This window comes from Comamonas serinivorans (assembly GCF_002158865.1).
Lineage (GTDB): Bacteria > Pseudomonadota > Gammaproteobacteria > Burkholderiales > Burkholderiaceae_C > Comamonas_E > Comamonas_E serinivorans.
The window spans coordinates 4480292-4502880 of sequence record NZ_CP021455.1 but is presented as its reverse complement, the minus strand read 5'-3'; the positions used below and the strand labels follow the sequence as shown (position 1 = coordinate 4502880).

At 64.9% G+C, this 22589-nt stretch carries 16 protein-coding genes, 4 tRNA genes and 1 riboswitch; of the genes, 16 read left to right on the top strand and 4 right to left on the bottom strand.

The genetic code is table 11. From position 1 onward, the window contains the following. Positions 1-52: 52 nt before the first annotated feature. The 3 genes from CCO03_RS19270 to recA form a co-directional block, all read right to left on the bottom strand. The gene (locus CCO03_RS19270) at positions 53-2320 is read right to left on the bottom strand and encodes a TonB-dependent receptor (protein WP_087283767.1); all 2268 of its coding nucleotides are present in this window, start codon (positions 2318-2320) and stop codon (positions 53-55) included. A 130-nt stretch (positions 2321-2450) separates the two neighbouring features. Continuing rightward, a riboswitch (cobalamin riboswitch) is annotated at positions 2451-2727 on the bottom strand. Between the two features lie 447 nt (positions 2728-3174). Then, positions 3175-3627: a recombination regulator RecX gene (gene recX / locus CCO03_RS19265; protein WP_087283764.1), complete on the bottom strand. Its 453-nt coding sequence runs from the start codon at positions 3625-3627 to the stop codon at positions 3175-3177. 312 nt (positions 3628-3939) lie between these two features. Next, positions 3940-5004 carry a recombinase RecA gene (recA, locus tag CCO03_RS19260; protein ID WP_087283761.1) on the bottom strand — a complete coding sequence of 355 codons (1065 nt, stop codon included), beginning with the start codon at positions 5002-5004 and terminating at the stop codon, positions 3940-3942. A 232-nt stretch (positions 5005-5236) separates the two neighbouring features. Between recA and CCO03_RS19255 the strand changes: the two genes are divergently transcribed. Then, positions 5237-5761, top strand: a complete 525-nt coding sequence (locus CCO03_RS19255) for a MarR family winged helix-turn-helix transcriptional regulator (RefSeq protein WP_087283757.1) — start codon at positions 5237-5239, stop codon at positions 5759-5761. A 117-nt stretch (positions 5762-5878) separates the two neighbouring features. On the opposite strand, the gene gshB is transcribed toward CCO03_RS19255, so the two are convergent. Next, positions 5879-6826 (bottom strand): glutathione synthase, encoded by a 948-nt coding sequence (gene gshB, locus CCO03_RS19250; RefSeq protein ID WP_087284951.1) that lies wholly within the window; start codon positions 6824-6826, stop codon positions 5879-5881. Between the two features lie 179 nt (positions 6827-7005). Here gshB and trpC point away from each other — a divergent pair, with 179 nt between their 5' ends. From trpC to rpoC, 15 genes are all read left to right on the top strand, one after another. Continuing rightward, positions 7006-7806 (top strand): indole-3-glycerol phosphate synthase TrpC, encoded by an 801-nt coding sequence (gene trpC, locus CCO03_RS19245; protein WP_087283755.1) that lies wholly within the window; start codon positions 7006-7008, stop codon positions 7804-7806. 82 nt (positions 7807-7888) lie between these two features. Continuing rightward, positions 7889-8530 carry a uracil-DNA glycosylase gene (locus CCO03_RS19240; protein ID WP_335583024.1) on the top strand — a complete coding sequence of 214 codons (642 nt, stop codon included), beginning with the start codon at positions 7889-7891 and terminating at the stop codon, positions 8528-8530. Positions 8531-8587: 57 nt separating this feature from the next. Then, positions 8588-8673: transfer RNA gene (locus tag CCO03_RS19235), tRNA-Tyr, on the top strand. 80 nt (positions 8674-8753) lie between these two features. Beyond that, positions 8754-8827, top strand: a tRNA-Gly gene (locus CCO03_RS19230). A 26-nt stretch (positions 8828-8853) separates the two neighbouring features. Beyond that, positions 8854-8928: transfer RNA gene (locus CCO03_RS19225), tRNA-Thr, on the top strand. A gap of 71 nt (positions 8929-8999) precedes the next feature. Further along, complete coding sequence (tuf, locus tag CCO03_RS19220; protein ID WP_087276052.1) at positions 9000-10190, top strand: elongation factor Tu; 1191 nt, start codon at positions 9000-9002, stop codon at positions 10188-10190. A 10-nt stretch (positions 10191-10200) separates the two neighbouring features. Then, positions 10201-10276: transfer RNA gene (locus tag CCO03_RS19215), tRNA-Trp, on the top strand. Positions 10277-10379: 103 nt separating this feature from the next. Next, a complete protein-coding gene (gene secE, locus CCO03_RS19210; RefSeq protein ID WP_087283750.1) occupies positions 10380-10760 on the top strand; it encodes a preprotein translocase subunit SecE in 381 nt (126 codons plus the stop codon). Between the two features lie 3 nt (positions 10761-10763). Continuing rightward, positions 10764-11336 carry a transcription termination/antitermination protein NusG gene (gene nusG, locus CCO03_RS19205; RefSeq protein WP_087283747.1) on the top strand — a complete coding sequence of 191 codons (573 nt, stop codon included), beginning with the start codon at positions 10764-10766 and terminating at the stop codon, positions 11334-11336. Positions 11337-11486: 150 nt separating this feature from the next. Continuing rightward, entirely contained in the window at positions 11487-11918 is a 432-nt protein-coding gene (gene rplK, locus CCO03_RS19200; RefSeq protein ID WP_087283744.1) for a 50S ribosomal protein L11, read from the top strand. Continuing rightward, positions 11919-12614 (top strand): 50S ribosomal protein L1, encoded by a 696-nt coding sequence (gene rplA, locus CCO03_RS19195; protein WP_087283740.1) that lies wholly within the window; start codon positions 11919-11921, stop codon positions 12612-12614. It begins immediately after the preceding gene. 243 nt (positions 12615-12857) lie between these two features. Beyond that, positions 12858-13364, top strand: a complete 507-nt coding sequence (rplJ, locus tag CCO03_RS19190) for a 50S ribosomal protein L10 (RefSeq protein ID WP_087283738.1) — start codon at positions 12858-12860, stop codon at positions 13362-13364. A 48-nt stretch (positions 13365-13412) separates the two neighbouring features. After that, the gene (rplL, locus tag CCO03_RS19185; RefSeq protein WP_087283736.1) at positions 13413-13787 is read left to right on the top strand and encodes a 50S ribosomal protein L7/L12; all 375 of its coding nucleotides are present in this window, start codon (positions 13413-13415) and stop codon (positions 13785-13787) included. 289 nt (positions 13788-14076) lie between these two features. After that, positions 14077-18189 carry a DNA-directed RNA polymerase subunit beta gene (gene rpoB / locus CCO03_RS19180; protein ID WP_087283734.1) on the top strand — a complete coding sequence of 1371 codons (4113 nt, stop codon included), beginning with the start codon at positions 14077-14079 and terminating at the stop codon, positions 18187-18189. Positions 18190-18283: 94 nt separating this feature from the next. Next, on the top strand, positions 18284-22510 hold the full coding sequence (gene rpoC / locus CCO03_RS19175) for a DNA-directed RNA polymerase subunit beta' (protein WP_087283731.1): 4227 nt from the start codon (positions 18284-18286) through the stop codon (positions 22508-22510). Positions 22511-22589 lie beyond the last annotated feature (79 nt).

The window sequence follows — 22589 nt, the reverse complement described above, 5'->3', positions numbered from 1 at the left end:
ATACTGCTTCTTGTTGTGCCGAGATTGGGCCGCCTGCCCCACGCGCTGGCCATCAGAACTCGGCCTGCAGGCCCACCTGCCATTCGCGGCCGGGCATGGAGGTGCCGCAGCCGCCGTTCTGGAACGCCGGGTTGGCGATGCAGGGCTGCACGTCGCGCGCGATGAAGATGGGGTGGCGGTTGAGGTTGAACAGGTTGTTCACCCCCGCGAACACCTTCACGCGCGGGCTCACGCGGTAGTCGCCGCGGAAGTTCCAGACCGTGAACGCGCCCTTGCGGTGGATCCAGGTGCTGCTGGGCTCGCCCTGGGGCACCAGCAAGTTTTCCTCGGTGTCGTACCACATCGGCCCGCGCAGCAAGGCCGTGAGCTGCATGCTCCAGTCGCCCGCGTGGCGGTCGGTGCCGTGGGCCAGGCGCAGGCCGGCCGCCGCTTCGTACTGGTGCATGCGCTGCACGCGGCGGGTGTTGGCCGTGGCCGCCGCGCCCTTGTCCTTCATGGTGAAGTGGTAGTAGCCATTGCCGAACACCGTCAGCGTGTGGCCGCCCAGGCGCGAGCCCAGCAACTGGCCCACGTCGGCGCTGACGCCCAGCTCCAGCCCGCGCGCGACGATGTCGGCGGCGTTGTTGGCGTAGTCCGAGGTGTTGGTGGCGGCGCCGCGCGAGACGGTGGTGATGCGGTTCGCGATCGTGTTCTGGAACAGCGCCGCATCGACCTTCCAGCCCGGCTGGCGGTAGCTGCCACCGACCTCGAACTGGCGGCTGGACTCGGGCTTGAGCTGGGGGTTGCCGAAAATGCGCCCGCCGCCCACGGCGGTGAAGTCGGCCGACAGCTCGCTGGCCGTGGGCGCCCGGAAGCCTGTGGCCGCGCCCACGCGCAGGTTGAGGGCGTCGTCCACCTTCCAGGTGGCGCCGGTGGACCAGGTGAGCTGGTCGTAGTCGCGCGTGGTGGTGACGGCCAGCGGCACGTTGGGGGTCTGGTCGAAGCGCGTCGCGCCCCAGGTCTTGCGCACGCCGGCGCGCACCGTGACGCGGTCGCTCCACAGCGTCTGCGCGTCTTCGAAGTAGAGCGCCTTGGTGTGTTCGGTCTGGTTGTTGTCGTAGGGCGCAACCTGGCCGGTGGGGCCACCGGGCATGGCCACGCGCACGCGGTCGGAGCGCAGGCGGTTTTTCTCGTAGTCGAACCCCACCAGCAGGTCGTTGCTGGCGCTCAGGCGAATCCGCGGCTGCAGGCGCAGGCCCGTGCCTTCGAGCACGCGGCGGTTGTCGTCGCTGGCCGTGCCGGGCACGGCGCTGGTGCCGGAGCGGATGACCGGCGAGGCCCAGTTGAACTCGTCGACATCGCGGAAGCTGTACAGGTGGGCCAGCCAGCTGACGCGCTCGCCGGGCAGGGCGCCGTGCCAGGTCAGGTCGGCCGACTGGTTGTCGCGGTTGTCGCGGCTGTAGGCGTTGGCGCCCGAGCCGCGGAAGCCGGCGTTGTAGATGCCGTCGGTGCGCAGCTGCAGTGCCAGCCGGTGCAGGTTGTTCAGCTGCCAGCCCAGGGCACCCGTGGCGCCGCGCCGTTTCCAGCTGGTGTTGGGCAGGCTGCCACCGCCGCTGCCCGACTGGTAGTCGCCGCGGCCGCCGGCGTTGGCGCCCAGGTACCAGTCCCAGCGGTCGGTGGCGCCGCTGAGCTGGGCTTCGGTGCGCCACAGCCCCCATCCGCCTCCCACGGCCTGTACGCGGTTGCGGCCGCCACTGGCGCCGTTGCGCAGGATGATGTTGATGACGCCGCCCATGTTCTGGCTGCCGTAGACCACCGACGCCGGCCCGCGCACGATCTCGATGCGCTCCACATCCGACAGGCTGAGCTTGGAGAGGTTGGCCGTGCCGGCGCGGCGGCCATTGAGCAGCACCAGCACCTGGCCGCGGTAGTCGCGCCCCTGGCCATCGGTGGTGGCGCCGCGCAGGTTCAGCGAGGTCTGCGCCGCCGTCCATTCGCTGAGGAAGCCCACCGCGTGCTCGGCCAGCAGGTCGGTGAGGGATTTGGCCGACGAGCGCTCGATGTCCTCGCGGGCGATGGTCTGGGTGGTGGCCGCGATGCGTGCCCGCTCCTCGGGCCGTGCCGTGGCCGTCACGAACATGGGCTCCAGCGCGTCGCTCGCGGGCGGGGTGGCGTCAGGGGCCTGGGCCCAGGCCGCAGAGGCCCAGGCGACACAGGCCAAGGCGCAGAGCCGGGTGGTCTGGCGCAGGGGCTGATGGGCACGGGGCAGCGGCTGGGCAGGCGCAAGGCGCGCGGGGTGGCTGGCCAGCCAGGGCAGGTCGAAGGGGAAGCAGGTCCGCATGGTCGTTCCAGAGGCGCTTCGCTCTCCCGCGAAGCGTTGGATCAGGGCACACGCCGCGGTCACGCGCGCCGTCTGGAGCAGGGCAAGACCCGGCCTGCCGCCTGCCCGGACATGCGCCTTCCCGCGGCATCCGAAGCGATGGGAGCAGGCCGGTATCCGGGCTTGCGACAGCTGGCATCGGCCAGGGGCCATGCGCAGCCAGGTCCCGCGCCTTCCCACGCCTCAGAGGGCGCAGTGACCATCGACTGGCGGAGCCAGCGATCTGCGGACCGGATGTGTCGCTTACCGTTGCGGGGGCAGCGCTGGCCTTGCGATAGGTGTTCCCGTCGCGCACCAGCTTCCCGTTTAACCTGCGGGGCGCGGCCGTGTGGCCAGCCCGTTCAGGCACCTTCTCATCGACGCGAACCGCGGGTCGCCTTGCAGCGGCCGCGTGTTCGCAGCGCGAGATTATGGGGGAAGCGCCGTGGCGCGAGCCACCACGGCGCGGCCTGCGGCCCTGTGCCGCGACTCGCCCTGGGCCTTGGGGGCCTGCGCTGGCGCAGGGCGGCAGGGCGTGGCCGCCACACCGCGACGGCCACATCGCGACCCCCGTGCGCTGGACACGGCCGGTGCGCACGTCCTGCCCGACGGTGGTTTGAATGCGAGTCGAACGATGTCGCTGGGCTCGCTGGCGGTGACGGGCAACCGCTTCAAGCGCGCGGGCGCTGCGTGCCGCTGAATCACGCGACCTTGATGCAGTATCCATCCATCGCCGTTTTCAGCAAAACGGCAATGCCTTCATACCCCATGGCATGCATCCGCGATGTCACGCTGCCGCAGGTGGCCGGCCACCAGATGCGCAGCGGAGGCCCGCATCACGCCTCGTCGTCGCGCCAGAGGCGATCGAGCAGCTGCGGGCTGAAGCCTCGGCTGACCATGAAGCGCATCTGCTTGGCGCGGGCCTGGGGCGAATCGGGCCGCTCGCCGAACTTGCGCTGCCAGACATCGCGCGCCCGCGCCAGCTCGCTGCCCTGCAGCTCGGCCATGCTGGCCGCGATCAGGTCGGCGGGCACGCCTTGCTGGCGCATGAGCTGCTGCACGCGCGCACTGCCGTAGCGCGGCGCCTTGCGGTGGACCAGTGCCTCGGCCGCCCGTTGGTCGCTCAGAAAATCCCGGGCCACCAGCCAGTCCAGCACGGCCTGCAGGTCGTCACCTTCTTGCACGTGGCGCGCCAGCTTCTGCGCCAGCTCAGCCCGTGAGTGCTCGCGCAGGCTGAGCAGGCGCAAGGCGCGGCCTTTGAGGCTGAGGGGCGTGGCGGCAGGGGACATCGGAGCGTGGAACGGAAGGCCTGGATCAGGGCATGGTGGGTCGGAGGGACCAACGGCACCAGCCGCTGTGGGGAGGGATCAGGTGGGTGACGGGCATCAGGCCTGAAGCCGTCGAGCGTTGGGCCATCAGCCTGGCCGCGCCGTCGTCGGATGGGCGGCCGGCCGGCCTCGCCAGGGCGTCGCCTGACACCGGCCCCAGGCGAGATGCGCCGCGCCATCGCCACCACGCAGCGCGCGCCGCCATGGGCGGCAGACGCAGCCCAGCCGTGGCCCGAGCAGCGCGCATCGCCAGCGGCCGCGGCCGCCCAAGGGTCACACCTCGTCGTCGCTGCTCACCGGGGCGGCCACGCCATCGGTGGGGAGCAGGGCGATGCCCAGGGACTCGCGCACCTTGTTCTCGATCTCGATGGCCAGGTCCGGGTTCTCGCGCAGGAATTCGCGCGCGTTGTCGCGGCCCTGGCCGATTTTTTCGCCGTTGTAGGCGTACCAGGCGCCAGATTTTTCGACGATGCGCGCGTTCACGCCCATGTCGATGATTTCGCCGTGGCGCGAGATGCCTTCGCCGAACAGGATGTCGAACTCGGCGGTCTTGAAGGGCGGCGAGACCTTGTTCTTGACCACCTTGACACGGGTTTCGTTGCCAATGGCGTTGTCGCCCTTCTTGATGGTGCCGGTGCGACGGATGTCCAGGCGCACCGAGGCGTAGAACTTCAACGCGTTGCCGCCCGTGGTGGTTTCGGGGCTGCCGAACATCACGCCGATCTTCATGCGGATCTGGTTGATGAAGATGACCATGCAGTTGGTCTTTTTGATCGTGGCCGTGAGCTTGCGCAGCGCCTGGCTCATCAGGCGGGCCTGCAGGCCCGGCAGCTGGTCGCCCATGTCGCCTTCGATTTCGGCTCGGGGGGTCAGGGCCGCGACCGAGTCGATCACCACCAGGTCGACGGCGCCTGAGCGCACCAGCGAATCGACGATTTCAAGGGCCTGCTCGCCAGTGTCGGGCTGGCTGATGAGGATGTCCTGCAGGTTGACGCCCAGCTTTTCCGCGTAGCTGGTGTCCAGCGCGTGCTCGGCGTCGATGAAGGCGCAGGTGCCACCCAGCTTCTGCATCTCGGCGATCGCCTGCAAGGTCAGCGTGGTTTTGCCCGACGACTCCGGGCCGTAGATTTCGATCACGCGGCCGCGGGGCAGGCCGCCCACGCCCAGCGCAATGTCCAGGCCCAGCGAGCCCGTGGACACGACCTGGATGTCGGCGATGGCCTCGCCCTCGCCGAGTTTCATGATCGAGCCCTTGCCGAACTGTTTTTCGATCTGGGCCAGGGCGGCTTGCAGGGCCTTGGCTTTGTCGGAATCGACGGGGGTGGTCTTGGCGTTCATGGTGGCGCTCCTGAAAAAGGTGGGCTGACGGGCCCGGCCAGGACAGGCTTGAAGGTCGTCGTCAACCCAATGACTGGATGAATGACCAGCACTGTATCCCAAGCCAGTAAATGCGGTAAAGTCAAAATATGGTCAGTTTTCCTGACTGATCAAAACCGCCCTGGCAGGACGCAAGCGCGCGAGCTCAGGCTTGACTGGCCTACATGGGGCCGCCACACGGGACAAGAACGCCATGACCCACACTTTGCCGGCGGGCGACGAACCCAGGGCGGACTTGCACGAGGCGGTGCTGCAGGACCGCTGGCGCGAAACCCACCTGGGCCGCCTGTTGGGCCACGCCGTGCGGCGCTTTGATGCGCGCGTGCTGGTGCTGATGGCCGCCAGTGCCGAGGCGCCGCTGGCCCTGTCCAACCTGGCACTGCGCGACAAGGTGGGGGCCGCGCACATCCACATCACGCGTCACCTGGCGTTGCAAGGCTCGCGCCTGACCGAGCTGGCGCAGGCCGCCGGCATGAGCAAACAGGCCATGGCCGACCTGGTGGATCAATGCGAGGCCTGGGGCTTGGTGGTGCGCGAGCCGGATCCACGCGATGCCCGCGCGCGGCTGATCCGCTTCACGCCGCTGGGCCTGGATTGGCTGCGGGCCTTTCGGCTGGCCGTGGCGCAGGCCGAGGCGGAATTCCGCGACGCCGTGGGTGACGAGGTGGCGACCGTGGTGGCCATCGGTCTCGAGGCCTATGCCGGCGATGCCGGCTGAGGCTACGCGGGGCAGCACACCGCAGTCTTCAGCAGGCTGGTGGATGCGTGGGCGGGAGTATGGATCTGTTGCCGTTCAATGGATAACGGCAATGAGGTGATACTCTGCTGTCTGAAATCAACCGCGTGCCGCTGCTTCGAGGGCGTCGATGAACAAGGCGGGCACGTCGCACCCGGTTTGGTCGTGGATTTCCTGGAAGCAGGTCGGGCTGGTGACGTTGATCTCGGTGATGCTGGTGCCGATGATGTCCAGGCCCACCAGCAGCAGGCCGCGTGCGGCCAGCAGCGGGCCGATGGCCTCGGCGGTGGCGCGGTCGGCGTCCGACAGGGGTTGGGCCACGCCCTTGCCCCCGGCTGCCAGGTTGCCGCGCACCTCATTGCCCTGGGGAATGCGCGCCAGGCAATGGGGCACGGGCTTGCCGGCGATGACGAGCACGCGTTTGTCGCCCTCGCTGATCTGCGGCAGGTAGCGCTGCACCATCACCGTGGTGGCGCCGTCCTGGTTCAGGGTTTCGATGATGGAACCCAGGTTCAGGCCGTCGGCCTTCACGCGGAAGATGCCCATGCCGCCCATGCCGTCCAGGGGCTTGAGGATGACGTCCTGGTGCTGAGCGTGGAAGTCGCGAATGGCCTGTGCGCTGCGCGTGACCAGGGTGGGGGTGATGAACTGGGGGAACTCGAGGATGGCCAGCTTCTCGGGGTGCTCGCGCAGCGCGCTGGGCTTGTTGAACACCTTGGCCCCCTCGCGCTCGGCTTGCGACAGCAGGTGCGTGGCGTAGATGAATTCCGCATCGAAGGGCGGGTCCTTGCGCATGACGATGGCGTCGAACTCGGTCAGGGCGCGCGTGGGGTGGCCGGTCTGCCGGAACCACTGCGCCGGGTCGCCCGTCAGCTCGATCTCGCGCACGGGGGCCACCACCGGGCTGCCGGTTTGCCAGCGCAGGTCGGGGGTGTCGCAGGCCGCGATGCGGTGGCCGCGCCGTTGGGCTTCGCGCATCATGGCGAAGGTGGAGTCCTTGTAGGTTTTGAAACCTTCCAGCGGGTCGGCGACAAACAGCAGGTTCATGGCGGTGGAGTCGATGGTGTAGGTGTGAAGCCGCATCCGCGGCACTGGCCGGCATTGTCGGCACAAACCGGGCCCGCGTCGTGCGCGGGGGCATGACGGGGGAGTGCACGCCGGCCGGCCCTGCGCCCTGGCCAAGGGGCCGGCACAATAGGCCTCTTTGCCAAGCTTGCGAGTTCGACGTGTCTGACATCCTGGAAAAAATCGTGGCCACCAAGCATGAAGAGGTGGCGGCCGCCCAGCACAAGGTGACGCTGGCCGACATCCGCGCTGACGCGGAAAGCCGTGTGATGACGCGCGACTTCGTGGGTGCCCTGCGGGCCAAGATCGCGCGGGGCCAGGCGGGCGTGATCGCCGAGATCAAGAAGGCCAGCCCCAGCAAGGGCGTGATCCGCCCCGATTTCATGCCGGCCGACATCGCGCAGAGCTATGCCATGGGGGACGGCAAGCTCAGCGCAGCCTGCCTGTCGGTGCTCACCGATCGGCAGTACTTCCAGGGCAGCTCGGACTACCTGAAGCAGGCCCGCGCCAGCTGCGACTTGCCGGTGCTGCGCAAGGACTTCATGGTCGATCCCTACCAGATCTATGAGTCGCGGGCGATGGGGGCCGATTGCATCCTGCTCATCGTGGCCTGTCTGGAAGACGGCCAGATGGCCGAGCTGGAGGCCATTGCGCACAGCCTGGGCATGGCCGTGCTCGTGGAGGTGCACGACGAGCGCGAACTGGCGCGGGCCCTGCGGTTGCAGACCCCATTGGTGGGCATCAACAACCGCAACCTGCGCACCTTCGAGGTGTCGCTGGACGCCAGCCTGCGCATGTTGGGCGAGGTGCCCGCCGATCGCCTGTTGGTGACCGAGAGCGGCATCGCCACCCGCGACGACGTGAAGAAGATGCGCGATCACGGCGTGCACGCCTTCCTGGTGGGCGAGGCCTTCATGCGCGCCCCGGAGCCGGGCGAAGCGCTGGCGACCCTGTTTGCCTGACATGGCTGCATCCTCCCCATCGGCCCTGGCGTGGCTGTCCACGTGCGCCAACGACCTGGCCGGCACCGGCTGGCAAGAGGATGTGACCGACTTTCTGGCGGGCGAGACGGGGCAGGCCCTGTGTGCCCGCCTGGATGAGCGCCTGCGCGCGGGCGTGACGGTGTTGCCGCCCGATCCCTTCCGGGCCCTGCGGCTGACGCCGCGGCACGCGGTGCGGGTGGTGATCCTGGGGCAGGATCCGTATCACGGAGACGGGCAGGCCAACGGCCTGGCGTTTTCGGTGCAGTCTGGGGTGACGCCGCCGCCCAGCCTGCGCAACATCTTCAAGGAAGTGGGCGTCTGGCGCACCGACCGCAAGCCCGTGGGCGAACTGGAAGGCTGGGCGGCGCAGGGGGTCCTGCTGCTCAACACCGTGTTGACCGTGGAACTGGGCCAGCCGGCTGCCCACGCCGGCTGGGGCTGGGAGGTACTGACCGACCGGCTCATCGACCGGCTGGCTGCCTTGGATGTGGTGTTCCTGCTCTGGGGAAGCCATGCGCAGGCCAAGCGCGGACGGATCGAGGGCGACGCCGAGCGCGTCCTGTGTTGCAACCACCCATCGCCGTTGTCGGCGACGCGAGGGGCGACTCCGTTCCTGGGCAGCCGGGTGTTCGAGCAGGCCAATGCGTGGTTGAGTGCGCATGGCCAGACCCCTGTGAACTGGGCGATGCATGAAAAAAGTTAAAAAAATGCGCGGGAGCTGACACAAGCGGCAAAAAGACGCTATACTCACGGATTCAGTGGAGAGGTGGCCGAGTGGTTAATGGCAGCAGACTGTAAATCTGCCCTCTTGCGAGTACGCTGGTTCGAATCCAGCCCTCTCCACCAGAATTTCAGTTGTTGGTCATGCAGTTGATCGGACGGTGGTCCATGCATTGGCTCCGAGGTGGTGGTTCAGTCCATCGTCGGCGGGAGTAGTTCAATGGTAGAACCTTAGCCTTCCAAGCTAATGACGCGGGTTCGATTCCCGTCTCCCGCTCCAGCAGGCCGAACAATTTGTCGAATATCGCCCATGTGGCTCAGTGGTAGAGCACTCCCTTGGTAAGGGAGAGGTCGCGGGTCCGATTCCCGCCATGGGCACCACGATTTGGCCGACAGTGCAAACTGTCGGCCTGTGGCTTTGTAGATCATTTGTTTTTTCCGGAGTCGAGAAAATGGCAAAAGAGAAATTTGAGCGTTCCAAGCCGCACGTGAACGTGGGCACGATTGGTCACGTGGACCATGGCAAGACGACGCTGACGGCAGCGATCGCCACGGTGCTGTCCAAGAAGTTCGGCGGCGAAGCCAAGGCCTACGACCAGATCGATGCAGCGCCCGAAGAAAAGGCCCGCGGCATCACCATCAACACCGCCCACGTCGAGTACGAAACGGCCAACCGCCACTACGCCCACGTGGACTGCCCCGGCCACGCCGACTACGTCAAGAACATGATCACCGGTGCCGCCCAGATGGACGGCGCCATCCTGGTGTGCTCGGCCGCTGACGGCCCGATGCCCCAGACCCGCGAACACATCCTGCTGTCGCGTCAGGTGGGCGTGCCCTACATCATCGTCTTCCTGAACAAGGCCGACATGGTGGACGACGCCGAACTGCTGGAACTCGTCGAAATGGAAGTGCGCGAGCTGCTGTCCAAGTACGACTTCCCCGGCGACGACACCCCCATCATCAAGGGCTCGGCCAAGCTGGCCCTCGAAGGCGACACCGGCGAGCTCGGCGAGCAAGCCATTCTGGCCCTGGCCGACGCCCTGGACAGCTACATCCCCACGCCTGAGCGCGCCATCGACGGCACCTTCCTGATGCCCGTCGAAGACGTGTTCTCGATCTCGGGTCGCGGCACCGTGGTGACCGGCCGTATCGAGCGCGGCATCGTCAAGGTCGGCGAAGAAATCGAAATCGTCGGCATCAAGCCCACGCAAAAGACCACCTGCACCGGCGTCGAAATGTTCCGCAAGCTGCTGGACCAAGGCCAGGCAGGCGACAACGTCGGCATCTTGCTGCGCGGCACCAAGCGCGAAGAAGTCGAACGCGGCCAAGTGCTGTGCAAGCCCGGCTCCATCAAGCCCCACACCCACTTCACGGGTGAGGTCTACGTGCTGAGCAAGGACGAAGGCGGCCGTCACACGCCCTTCTTCAACAACTACCGTCCCCAGTTCTATTTCCGCACGACCGACGTGACCGGCTCGATCGAGCTGCCCGAAGGCAAGGAAATGGTGATGCCTGGCGACAACGTGTCGATCACCGTCAAGCTGATCGCCCCCATCGCCATGGAAGAAGGCCTGCGTTTCGCCATCCGTGAAGGTGGCCGCACCGTCGGCGCCGGCGTGGTTGCCAAGATCATCGAGTGAGCGAGGTTCTAGGGGTATAGCTCAATTGGCAGAGCGTCGGTCTCCAAAACCGAAGGTTGTAGGTTCGATTCCTACTGCCCCTGCCACTACCAAATAGTGGATGTCGCCAAGCCCGCAGTCCGCGGGCTTCGGTGTCTTGTGAAGTCGCGTAATCGGTTTGCTGGCAAGCCGCATGGATAGGATGCCTCGATGGCAACGACCCAAGTCGAAACAGTGAGTACAGGGGCGGACAAGGCCAAGCTGGTTGGCGTTGCCGTGCTCGTCCTGGCTGGAATCGCTGCTTACTACGTCCTGGCTGCACAGCCGGGTTATCTGCGCTGGTTGGCGTTGGGCGTGGGCCTGGCGGCTGCTGTGGTGCTGTTCCTGGTGTCGCAACCGGGCAAGCGTCTGGTGGCGTTTGGCCGCGACTCGTGGCGCGAAGTCCAGAAGGTGGTCTGGCCGACCAAGCAGGAATCCATCCAGATGACGGGCTATGTGTTCGTGTTCGTGGTGGTGATGGCGTTGTTCCTGTGGCTGACCGACAAGTCGCTGGAAGTGCTGATTTACGACTGGATTCTGCGCTGGAGGTAAGGCATGGTGGATGAGACGGTGAATGCTGAGCAGCCCGCAGCGAGTGACCTGAAGTGGTACGTGGTCCATGCCTATTCAGGCATGGAGAAGGCCGTTGAGCGCAACATCCTGGAGCGGGTCAACCGCGCCGGCATGCAGAGCAAGTTTGGCCGCATCCTGGTGCCCACCGAAGAGGTGGTCGAGATGCGCAACGGCCAAAAGCGCACGACCGAACGCAAATTCTTCCCGGGCTATGTGCTGGTGGAGATGGTGCTCGACGACGAGACCTGGCACCTGGTGAAGAACACCAGCAAGGTGACGGGGTTCGTAGGCGGCGCCCGCAACCGTCCGGTGCCCATCTCGGAAGACGATGTGATGAAGATCGTCAACCAGATGCAAGAAGGCACGGACAAGCCGCGCCACAAGGTCGAGTTCGAAATTGGCGAATTCGTCCGCGTCAACGATGGCCCGTTCACCGACTTCAATGGCACGGTGGAAGAGGTCAACTACGAAAAGAGCAAGCTGCGCGTGTCGGTGACCATTTTTGGTCGGGCCACGCCGGTTGAGCTGGAATTTGGTCAGGTCGAAAAAACCTGATCTTTGAGGGGTATGGGTGGATTGCCGTTGTGATGATGACGGCAGTGGCCTGATACCCCCATATCTGTTTGGGCCTCACGACTCAGCCCTTGAATGAGTCGCGCCGGGGAGCCTGCTGACGCAGGCGTTTGCACCCGATAGGAGCATCGCATGGCGAAGAAAATCGTCGGCTACATCAAGCTGCAAGTGCCAGCTGGTAAGGCCAACCCATCCCCACCCATTGGTCCCGCCCTGGGTCAACGTGGTCTGAACATCATGGAGTTCTGCAAGGCGTTCAACGCGCAGACCCAAGGTGTGGAACCCGGTCTGCCGCTGCCCGTGGTGATCACAGCATTTGCCGACAAGAGCTTCACCTTTGTCATCAAGACGCCGCCTGCCGCCGTCCTGATCAAGAAGGCGATCAAGCTGGACAAGGGTTCGGCCAAGCCGAACACCGACAAGGTCGGCAAGATCACGCGCGCTCAGCTCGAGGAAATCGCCAAGACCAAGATGAAGGACATGACGGCCGCCGATCTGGATGCCGCAGTCCGCACGATCGCGGGTTCGGCTCGTTCCATGGGCGTGAATGTGGAGGGCGTGTAAATGGCCAAGCTGACCAAGAAGCAAAAAGCCCTGCAAGGCAAAGTCGAGACGACCAAGCTGTATCCGCTGGTCGACGCCCTGTCCATCGTGAAGGACGCTGCCACCGCCAAATTCGATGAATCCATCGACGTGGCCATCCAGCTGGGCGTGGACGCGAAGAAGTCGGACCAGGTCGTGCGTGGCGCCGTGGTGCTGCCCAATGGCACCGGCAAGACCGCTCGCGTGGCCGTGTTCGCCCAGGGTGCCAAGGCTGAAGAAGCCAAGGCCGCTGGCGCCGACATCGTCGGCATGGACGACCTGGCCGCTCAGGTCAAGGCCGGTGACATGCCCTTCGACGTGGTCATCGCCGCACCGGACGCCATGCGCGTCGTCGGTACGCTGGGCCAGATCCTGGGCCCGCGCGGCCTGATGCCCAACCCCAAGGTCGGCACCGTGACGCCCGACGTGGCCACGGCCGTGAAGAACGCCAAGGCCGGTCAGGTGCAGTTCCGCGTCGACAAGGCCGGCATCATCCACGGCACCATCGGCCGCCGCTCGTTCGAATCGGACAAGCTGCAAGGCAACCTCGTGGCCCTGATCGAAGCCTTGAACAAGGCCAAGCCGGCATCGAGCAAGGGTGTCTACCTGCGCAAGGTCGCGGTGTCGAGCACCATGGGTGTGGGCGTTCGCGTCGACACGCAAAGCATCTCGGCTTGAAGAAATCCTGCTCTCGGTTCACCTGAGGTGAGCTGAGGCACGGTGGTGGGCCGGTGGGGCGAAAGCCCTGCCGGGCCATCCAAGACCGCTGGTGCCGCACGGCTTAATGCGCCCGCCTCACGGCGGTGGCCCCCAGCGTAGATGGCGAACCCGCTGCAAAGGAATGTCATGTTCCCAAACGGTTGGTCGCTGCAATGAAGGCGTGCATCGGGCTTGCCTGGTGCACTTTGTAAGGAGTAGACCTTGAGTCTCAATCGCAGTGAAAAAGAAGCGGTCATTGGTGAAGTGACCGCTCTGGCCGCGAAGAGTCAGACCCTGGTGTTGGCCGAATACCGCGGCATCACCGTGGCTGACATGACCAAGCTGCGCTCTGAAGCCCGTGGCAATGGCGTGTCGCTCAGCGTGTTGAAGAACACGCTGGCTCGCCGTGCCGTGGCAGGCAGCAGCTTTGAAGTCGCGGTGGACCAAATGACCGGTCCCTTGATCTATGGCTTTTCGGAAGACGCCGTCGCCGCCGCCCGTGTGGTGGCCGACTTCGCGAAGACCAACGACAAGTTGGTGATTCGCTCCGGCGTGTATGGCGGCAAGGCCCTGGACGCGGATGGCGTCAAGAAGCTGGCCAGCATTCCCACGAAGGAAGTGCTGCTCGCGCAACTGTGCGGCCTGCTCAAGTCCCCCATCTCGCGCACGGCCGTTGTGCTGGGCGCCCTGGCCGCGAAGAAGGGCGAAGGCGAAGTCGCCGCTGCCTGATCGCATTCCAGAAGTCATTCAACATTTTCAAGTATTAGGGTAATCAAAATGGCATTCGACAAAGACGCATTCCTGACCGCACTCGACAGCATGACCGTGATGGAGCTGAACGACCTGGTCTCGGCCATCGAAGAAAAGTTCGGCGTGAGCGCTGCCGCCATGGCCGCTCCTGCAGCTGCTGCCGGCGCTGGTGCTGCCGCTGCTGCTGAGCAGACCGAATTCAACGTGGTGCTGGCTGAAGCCGGTGCCAACAAGGTGTCGGTCATCAAGGCCGTGCGCGAAATCACCGGCCTGGGCCTGAAGGAAGCCAAGGACCTGGTGGACGGCGCTCCGAAGAACGTCAAGGAAGGCGTGTCCAAGGCTGACGCCGAAGCCGCCAAGAAGAAGCTGGAAGAAGCCGGCGCCAAGGTTGAACTCAAGTAAATCGACTGCACATGCGTTGGCTTGCCAGCGCATGTGCAAGGTTTGCGGGCTGGTGATTGCACCAGCCTTTTTGCGCTTTCAGAGTGCAGATGCAAGCAGCACCGCCCCGGGGTTGCTTGCATGTGTCTTCTGATCCCGACTGCAGAAGCCCACTTGGTTCGGGTCGCGTGCAACGCGTGACCGTCCGCCATGGCTGGTAGTGGCCAGCCGCCAAGGTCGAAAGCACTGGGCCCCGTGCTTTCCATCCAGTCGCCAAAGATTCAGGGTCCCTGACTTGCCCGGAGAATTCATGGCCTACACCTATACCGAACGCAAGCGCATTCGCAAAAGCTTTGGCACGCGCGAGAGCGTGCTTGAAGTGCCCTACCTGCTGCAGATGCAACGCGATGCCTACACGGCGTTTCTGCAAGCAGACGCTGCGCCCAAGAAGCGCACCCACGAAGGCCTGCAAGCTGCCTTCGAATCGGCGTTCCCCATCGTCTCCCACAACGGCTACGTGGAGATGAAGTTCATCGAGTACAACCTGGCCAAGCCGGCGTTCGACGTGCGCGAATGTCAGACGCGTGGTCTGACCTTCGCTTCGGCCGTGCGCGCGCGCGTGCAGCTCATCATTTACGACCGCGAGTCGTCGACCTCCCAGTCCAAGGTCGTCAAGGAAGTGAAGGAGCAAGAGGTCTACATGGGCGAAGTGCCCCTCATGACCGACAAGGGCTCGTTCATCGTCAACGGCACCGAGCGCGTGATCGTTTCGCAGCTGCACCGTTCGCCGGGCGTGTTCTTTGAGCACGACAAGGGCAAGACGCACAGCTCCGGCAAGCTGCTGTTCTCGGCACGCATCATCCCCTACCGCGGTTCCTGGTTGGACTTCGAGTTCGACCCGAAGGACGTGCTGTATTTCCGCGTCGACCGCCGTCGCAAGATGCCGGCCACCATCCTGCTCAAGGCCATCGGCATGACGCCTGAGAGCATCCTCGCCAACTTCTACGTCAACGACCAGTTCAAGTTGATGGAAAGCGGCGCGCAGATGGAGTTCGTGGCCGATCGCCTCAAGGGTGAAGTGGCGCGCTTCGACATCACCGACAAGTCGGGCAAGGTCGTGGTCGCCAAGGACAAGCGGGTCACCGCGCGTCACACGCGTGAACTGGAGCAATCCGGCACCACGCACATCTCCGTGCCCGAGGACTTCCTGCTCGGCCGTGTCGTTGCCAAGAACATCATCGACCCCGATTCGGGTGAGATCCTGGCGAAGGCCAACGAAGAGCTGACCGAAACCCTGCTGAAGAAGCTGCGCGCATCCGGCATCCACGACATCCAGTGCATCTACACGAACGAGCTGGACCAGGGGGCGCACATCTCGCAGACCCTGCGCATCGACGAAACGGTGGATGAATTCGCCGCACGCGTGGCCATCTACCGCATGATGCGCCCCGGCGAGCCGCCGACCGAGGATGCCGTGCAGGCCCTGTTCCAGCGCCTGTTCTACAACCCCGACACCTACGACCTGTCGCGCGTGGGCCGCATGAAGTTCAACGCCAAGGTGGGCCGCGACGAAGCCACCGGCCCCATGGTGCTGACCAACGAGGACATCCTCGCCGTGGTGAAGATCCTGGTGGAGTTGCGCAACGGCCGCGGTGAGGTCGATGACATCGACCACCTGGGCAACCGCCGCGTGCGTTGTGTGGGCGAGCTGGCCGAGAACCAGTTCCGCACCGGCCTGGCGCGCATCGAGAAGGCGGTGAAGGAGCGTCTGGGTCAGGCCGAGCAGGACCCCCTGATGCCGCACGACCTGATCAACTCCAAGCCGATTTCGGCGGCGCTCAAGGAGTTCTTCGGTGCTTCGCAGCTGTCGCAGTTCATGGACCAGACCAACCCGCTGGCCGAGATCACGCACAAGCGCCGCGTCTCGGCCCTGGGCCCGGGCGGTCTGACGCGCGAGCGTGCCGGCTTCGAAGTGCGCGACGTGCACGTGACCCACTACGGCCGCGTCTGCCCGATCGAAACGCCTGAAGGCCCGAACATCGGCCTGATCAACTCGCTGGCCCTGTATGCCCGCCTGAACGAATACGGCTTCATCGAAACGCCGTACCGCCGTGTGGTCGATGGCAAGGTGACGATGGACATCGACTACCTGTCGGCCATCGAAGAAGGCAAGTACATCATCGCCCAGGCCAACGCTGAACTCGACGCCGAAGGCCGCCTGACGGGTGACCTGGTGTCGGCGCGCGAAAAGGGCGAATCGACCCTGGTGTCGGCCGAACGTGTCCAGTACATGGACGTGTCGCCCGCGCAGATCGTCTCCGTGGCCGCCTCGCTCGTGCCCTTCCTGGAGCACGATGACGCGAACCGCGCGTTGATGGGCGCCAACATGTCGCGCCAGGCCGTGCCCGTGCTGCGTCCCGAGAAACCCTTGGTCGGCACCGGCATCGAACGCGTCGCCGCGGTCGACTCCGGCACCGTGGTGACGGCCAAGCGTGGTGGCGTGGTCGACTACATCGATGCCTCGCGCATCGTGATCCGCGTCAACGACGAAGAAGCCGTGGCCGGTGAGATCGGTGTGGACATCTACAACCTGATCAAGTATCAGCGCTCCAACCAGAACACCAACATCCACCAGCGCCCCATCGTCAAGCGCGGTGACGTGCTGGCCAAGGGCGACGTGATCGCCGACGGCGCCTCGACCGACCTGGGTGAAATCGCCATCGGCCAGAACATGCTGATCGCGTTCATGCCCTGGAACGGCTACAACTTCGAAGACTCGGTGATGATCTCCGAGCGCGTGGTGGCCGATGACCGCTACACCTCGATCCACATCGAGGAGCTGGTGGTCATGGCCCGCGACACCAAGCTGGGCCCGGAGGAAATCACCCGCGACATCCCGAACCTGTCGGAACAGCAGCTCAACCGCCTGGACGAGTCCGGCATCATCTACGTGGGTGCCGAAGTGCAGCCCGGCGATGTGCTGGTCGGCAAGGTCACGCCCAAGGGAGAGACCACGCTGACGCCTGAAGAGAAGCTGCTGCGCGCCATCTTCGGCGAGAAGGCTTCCGACGTGAAGGACACCTCGCTGCGTGTGGACCAGGGCTCGCAAGGCACCGTGATCGACGTGCAGGTGTTCACGCGTGAAGGCATCCAGCGCGACAAGCGCGCCCAGCAGATCATCGACGATGAACTCAAGCGCTATCGCCTGGACCTGAACGACCAGCTGCGCATTGCCGAAGCCGACGCCTTCGCCCGGATCGAGAAGCTGCTGACCGGCCGCAAGGCCAACGGCGGCCCGAACAAGCTGTCCAAGGGCAGCACCATCGACAAGGCCTACCTGGACTCGGTCGAGAAGTACCACTGGTTCGACATCCGTCCGGCCGAAGACGAGATCGCCTCGCAGCTCGAATCGATCAAGAACTCGATCGAGCAGCAGCGCCACAACTTCGACCTGTCGTTTGAAGAAAAGCGCAAGAAGCTCACGCAGGGTGACGAGCTGCCCACGGGCGTGCTCAAGATGGTCAAGGTCTACCTGGCCGTCAAGCGCCGCCTGCAGCCCGGCGACAAGATGGCCGGCCGTCACGGCAACAAGGGCGTGGTGTCCAAGATCGTCCCGATCGAAGACATGCCGCACATGGCCGACGGCACGCCCGCCGACATCGTGCTGAACCCGCTGGGCGTGCCATCGCGCATGAACGTGGGTCAGGTGCTCGAGGTCCACCTGGGTTGGGCGGCCAAGGGCATTGGCCAGCGCATCAACGACATGCTGGCTCAAGAGGTCAAGGTCGCCGAGCTGCGTCAGTACTTCGAGAAGCTCTACAACACGCGTGGCCACCAGGAAGACCTGAACGCGTTCTCGGATGACCAGATCCTGGCCATGGCCGAGAACCTGAAGGGCGGTCTGCCGTTCGCCACGCCGGTGTTCGACGGTGCCGAAGAGCAGGACATCTACGACATGCTGCAGGTGGCCTACCCCGAGGAAGAGGCGCAACGCAAGGGCCTGACGCCCACGCGCACGCAGGCGTACCTGTACGACGGCCGCACCGGCGATCGGTTCGATCGTCCGACGACCATCGGCTACATGCACTTCCTGAAGCTGCATCACCTGGTCGACGACAAGATGCACGCCCGCTCCACCGGCCCGTACTCGCTGGTCACGCAGCAACCGCTGGGCGGCAAGGCCCAGTTCGGTGGCCAGCGTTTCGGGGAGATGGAAATGTGGGCGCTGGAAGCCTATGGCGCCGCCTACGTGCTGCAGGAAATGCTGACCGTGAAGTCCGACGACGTGCAGGGCCGCACCAAGGTGTACGAGTCCATCGTCAAGGGCGAGCACTCGATCACCGCCGGCATGCCGGAGTCCTTCAACGTGCTGGTGAAGGAAATCCGCTCTCTGGGCCTCGACATCGAGCTCGAACGCAACTGATCCATGCAGGGGGTATGGGCTGATTCCCGATTGAAAACAAACGGGAATAGCCTGATACCCCTGTAATAAGAAACACTGAAACGGAAAGAGTCACATGAAATCGCTACTCGACCTGTTCAAGCAGTTCACGCCCGATGAGCACTTCGATGCCATCAAGATCGGCGTGGCCTCGCCCGAAAAGATTCGCTCGTGGTCGTTCGGTGAGGTGAAGAAGCCCGAGACCATCAACTACCGCACGTTCAAGCCCGAGCGTGACGGCCTGTTCTGCGCCAAGATCTTCGGCCCCATCAAGGACTACGAGTGCCTGTGCGGCAAGTACAAGCGCCTCAAGCACCGCGGCGTGATCTGCGAGAAGTGCGGCGTCGAAGTCACGCAGACCAAGGTGCGCCGCGAGCGCATGGGTCACATCGACCTGGCCGCGCCCTGCGCCCACATCTGGTTCCTGAAGTCGCTGCCGTCGCGTCTGGGCCTGGTGCTGGACATGACGCTGCGCGACATCGAACGCGTGCTGTACTTTGAAGCCTACGTGGTGACCGACCCCGGCATGACGCCCCTGAAAAAGGGCGGCATCATGAGCGAGGACGACTACGACGCCAAGCGCAAGGAATACGGCGACGAGTTCGAGGCCAAGATGGGCGCCGAAGGCGTCAAGGACCTGCTGGAAGCCATCGACATCGAAACCGAGATCGAGCGCCTGCGCGGCGACCTGACGGGTTCCGAAGTCAAGGTCAAGAAGAACTCCAAGCGCCTGAAGGTGCTCGAGGCCTTCAAGAAGTCGGGCATCAAGCCCGAGTGGATGGTGCTGCAGGTGTTGCCCGTGCTGCCGCCGGACCTGCGTCCGCTGGTGCCGCTGGACGGTGGCCGCTTCGCCACGTCCGACCTGAACGACCTGTACCGCCGCGTCATCAACCGCAACAGCCGTCTGCGCCGTTTGCTGGAGCTGAAGGCGCCAGAAATCATCGCGCGCAACGAAAAGCGCATGCTGCAGGAAGCCGTCGATTCGCTGCTGGACAACGGCCGCCGTGGCAAGGCCATGACGGGCGCGAACAAGCGCGCCCTGAAGTCGCTGGCCGACATGATCAAGGGCAAGAGCGGTCGCTTCCGCCAGAACCTGCTGGGCAAGCGCGTGGACTACTCCGGTCGTTCCGTGATCACCGTGGGTCCTTACCTCAAGCTGCACCAGTGCGGTCTGCCCAAGCTGATGGCGCTGGAGCTGTTCAAGCCCTTCATCTTTGCGCGCCTGGAAGCCATGGGCATCGCCACGACGATCAAGGCCGCCAAGAAGGAAGTCGAAAGCGGTACGCCGGTGGTGTGGGACATCCTGGATGAGGTCATCAAGGAACACCCCGTGATGCTGAACCGTGCGCCCACGCTGCACCGCCTCGGCATCCAGGCCTTCGAGCCCATCCTGATCGAAGGCAAGGCCATTCAGCTGCACCCGCTGGTCTGCGCGGCCTTCAACGCCGACTTCGACGGTGACCAGATGGCCGTTCACGTGCCGCTGTCGGTGGAAGCACAGGTCGAAGCCCGCACGCTGATGCTGGCCTCGAACAACGTGCTGTTCCCGGCTTCGGGCGAACCCTCCATCGTGCCGTCGCAAGACGTCGTGCTGGGTCTGTACTACGCCACCCGCGAGAAGATCAACGGCAAGGGCGAAGGCATGGTGTTTGCCGACCTGGGCGAAATCGAGCGCGCGCTCGAGGCCGGCCAGGTGGAGCTGACGTCCAAGATCGGCGTGCGCCTGACGCAGTACACCAAGGACAAGGCCACGGGCGAGTTCCAGGGTTCGACCAGCGTGGTGGACACCACCGTGGGTCGCGCGCTGCTGTCCGAAATCCTGCCCAAGGGCCTGCCGTTCGAGAACCTGAACCGTCCGCTCAAGAAGAAGGAGATCTCGCGCCTCATCAACGCGTCCTTCCGCAAGTGCGGCCTGAAGGAAACCGTGGTGTTCGCGGACAAGCTGCTGCAAAACGGCTTCCGCCTGGCCACGCGTGCCGGCATCTCGATCGCCATCGAAGACATGCTGGTGCCGCCGGAGAAGACCAGCATCATCGATGCGGCCGAAAAAGAGGTCAAAGAGATCGAGCAGCAGTACGTCTCGGGTCTGGTGACGGCCGGTGAGCGCTACAACAAGGTGGTGGACATCTGGGGCAAGGCCGGTGACGAGGTCTCCAAGGTGATGATGAACCAGCTCAAGGTTCAAAAGACCACGGACCGCCACGGCAAGGAAGTCGATCAGGAATCGTTCAACGCGATTTACATGATGGCCGACTCCGGTGCCCGGGGCTCTGCGGCACAGATCCGCCAGCTGGCCGGCATGCGCGGCCTGATGGCCAAGCCCGACGGCTCCATCATCGAGACGCCCATCACGGCCAACTTCCGTGAAGGCCTGAACGTGCTGCAGTACTTCATCTCGACGCACGGTGCACGTAAGGGTCTGGCCGATACGGCCTTGAAGACGGCGAACTCGGGTTACCTGACGCGCCGTCTGGTCGACGTGACGCAGGATCTGGTGGTGACGCAGCACGACTGCGGCACGCACGACGGCTCGCTGATGCGCGCCGTGGTCGAGGGCGGTGAAGTCATCGAATCGCTGCGCGACCGCGTGCTGGGCCGCACGGCTGCCGAAGACGTGCTGAACCCCGAGACGCGTGCCGTCATCGTGCCCGCCGGCACGCTGCTGGACGAAGACCTGCTCGACGTCATGGAAGCCGCCGGCGTGGACGAGGTGAAGGTGCGCACCGCACTGACCTGCGCCACGCGCTTTGGCCTGTGCGCCAAGTGCTATGGCCGCGACCTGGGCCGTGGCGGTCTGGTGAACGTGGGCGAGGCGGTCGGCGTGATCGCCGCCCAGTCCATCGGTGAGCCGGGCACGCAGCTGACCATGCGGACCTTCCACATCGGGGGCGCGGCCTCGCGTGCCGCGGTGGCCTCGAGCGTGGAAGCCAAGTCCAACGGCATCATCGGCTTCAACGCCACGATGCGTTACGTGACCAACACCAAGGGCGAGCTGGTGGTGATTTCGCGTTCCGGCGAAATCGTCATCCAGGACGAGCATGGCCGCGAGCGCGAGCGCCACAAGGTGCCGTATGGCGCCATCCTGACGATCAAGGCCGATCAGCAGATCAAGGCCGGCACCATCCTGGCGAACTGGGACCCGCTGACGCGCCCCATCATCACCGAGTACGCCGGTCAGGTGAAGTTCGAGAACGTGGAAGAAGGCCTCACCGTGGCCAAGCAGGTCGACGAAGTGACCGGCCTGTCCACGCTGGTGGTGATCGATCCCAAGCGTCGCGGTTCGGCCAAGGTCGTGCGTCCGCAGGTCAAGCTGGCCGATGCCCAGGGCAACGAAGTCAAGCTGCCCGGCACCGACCACTCGGTGACCATCGGCTTCCAGGTCGGCGCCCTGATCCAGGTGCGTGACGGTCAGGACGTGGGCCCTGGCGAAGTGCTGGCCCGCATCCCGGTCGAAGGCCAGAAGACGCGGGACATCACCGGCGGTCTGCCGCGTGTGGCCGAGCTGTTCGAAGCCCGTACCCCCAAGGACAAGGGTGTGCTGGCCGAGATCACCGGCACGGTGTCGTTCGGCAAGGAAACCAAGGGCAAGATCCGCCTGCAGATCACCGATCCGGAAGGCTCGGTGTGGGAAGAGCTGATCCCCAAGGAAAAGAACGTGCTGGTGCACGAAGGCCAGGTGGTCAACAAGGGCGAAACCATCATCGATGGCGCCGCCGACCCGCAGGACATCCTGCGCCTGATGGGCATGGAAGAGCTGGCACGCTACATCGTCGATGAGGTGCAGGACGTGTACCGCCTGCAGGGCGTGAAGATCAACGACAAGCACATCGAGGTGATCGTTCGCCAGATGCTGCGTCGCGTGGTCATCGAGAACCCCGGCGAGTCCAACTACATCGCCGGCGAACAGGTCGAGCGTTCCGAGGTGCTCAACACCAACGACGCGCTGCGTGCCGACAGCAAGCTGCCGGCCACCTTCAGCAACCTGCTGCTGGGCATCACCAAGGCGTCGCTGTCGACCGACAGCTTCCTCTCGGCGGCCTCGTTCCAGGAGACGACCCGCGTGCTCACCGAAGCGGCCATCATGGGCAAGCGCGACGAGCTGCGTGGCCTGAAGGAAAACGTGATCGTGGGTCGCCTGATCCCTGCCGGCACCGGCATGGCCTACCACGAAGCCCGTCGTGCCAAGGACGCCATGGACGAAGCCGAGCGCCGAGCCATTGCCGAAGCCGAAGCGGCCGAGCTGGCCGGGGCCGAAGCGGTGGAAGACGCACCGGGCGAAACCATGGACCCGTCGGCCGATTGATGATCGGTTGAATGACGGGAGTATGGGCTGATTGCCGTTGAATCTTTAACGGCAGCTGGTCCATACTGCTCATCTCGAC

What these genes read in the sequence shown, in the direction of transcription:
- rplL (WP_087283736.1), top strand. Translation starts at nt 13,413, where the DNA reads ATGGCATTCGACAAAGACGCATTCCTGACCGCACTCGACAGCATGACC.
- CCO03_RS19255 (WP_087283757.1), top strand. Translation starts at nt 5,237, where the DNA reads ATGACCCACACTTTGCCGGCGGGCGACGAACCCAGGGCGGACTTGCAC.
- rpoB (WP_087283734.1), top strand. Translation starts at nt 14,077, where the DNA reads ATGGCCTACACCTATACCGAACGCAAGCGCATTCGCAAAAGCTTTGGC.
- recX (WP_087283764.1), bottom strand. Translation starts at nt 3,627, where the DNA reads ATGTCCCCTGCCGCCACGCCCCTCAGCCTCAAAGGCCGCGCCTTGCGC.
- tuf (WP_087276052.1), top strand. Translation starts at nt 9,000, where the DNA reads ATGGCAAAAGAGAAATTTGAGCGTTCCAAGCCGCACGTGAACGTGGGC.
- rplK (WP_087283744.1), top strand. Translation starts at nt 11,487, where the DNA reads ATGGCGAAGAAAATCGTCGGCTACATCAAGCTGCAAGTGCCAGCTGGT.
- rpoC (WP_087283731.1), top strand. Translation starts at nt 18,284, where the DNA reads ATGAAATCGCTACTCGACCTGTTCAAGCAGTTCACGCCCGATGAGCAC.
- rplA (WP_087283740.1), top strand. Translation starts at nt 11,919, where the DNA reads ATGGCCAAGCTGACCAAGAAGCAAAAAGCCCTGCAAGGCAAAGTCGAG.
- CCO03_RS19270 (WP_087283767.1), bottom strand. Translation starts at nt 2,320, where the DNA reads ATGCGGACCTGCTTCCCCTTCGACCTGCCCTGGCTGGCCAGCCACCCC.
- gshB (WP_087284951.1), bottom strand. Translation starts at nt 6,826, where the DNA reads ATGAACCTGCTGTTTGTCGCCGACCCGCTGGAAGGTTTCAAAACCTAC.
- secE (WP_087283750.1), top strand. Translation starts at nt 10,380, where the DNA reads ATGGCAACGACCCAAGTCGAAACAGTGAGTACAGGGGCGGACAAGGCC.
- nusG (WP_087283747.1), top strand. Translation starts at nt 10,764, where the DNA reads ATGGTGGATGAGACGGTGAATGCTGAGCAGCCCGCAGCGAGTGACCTG.
- recA (WP_087283761.1), bottom strand. Translation starts at nt 5,004, where the DNA reads ATGAACGCCAAGACCACCCCCGTCGATTCCGACAAAGCCAAGGCCCTG.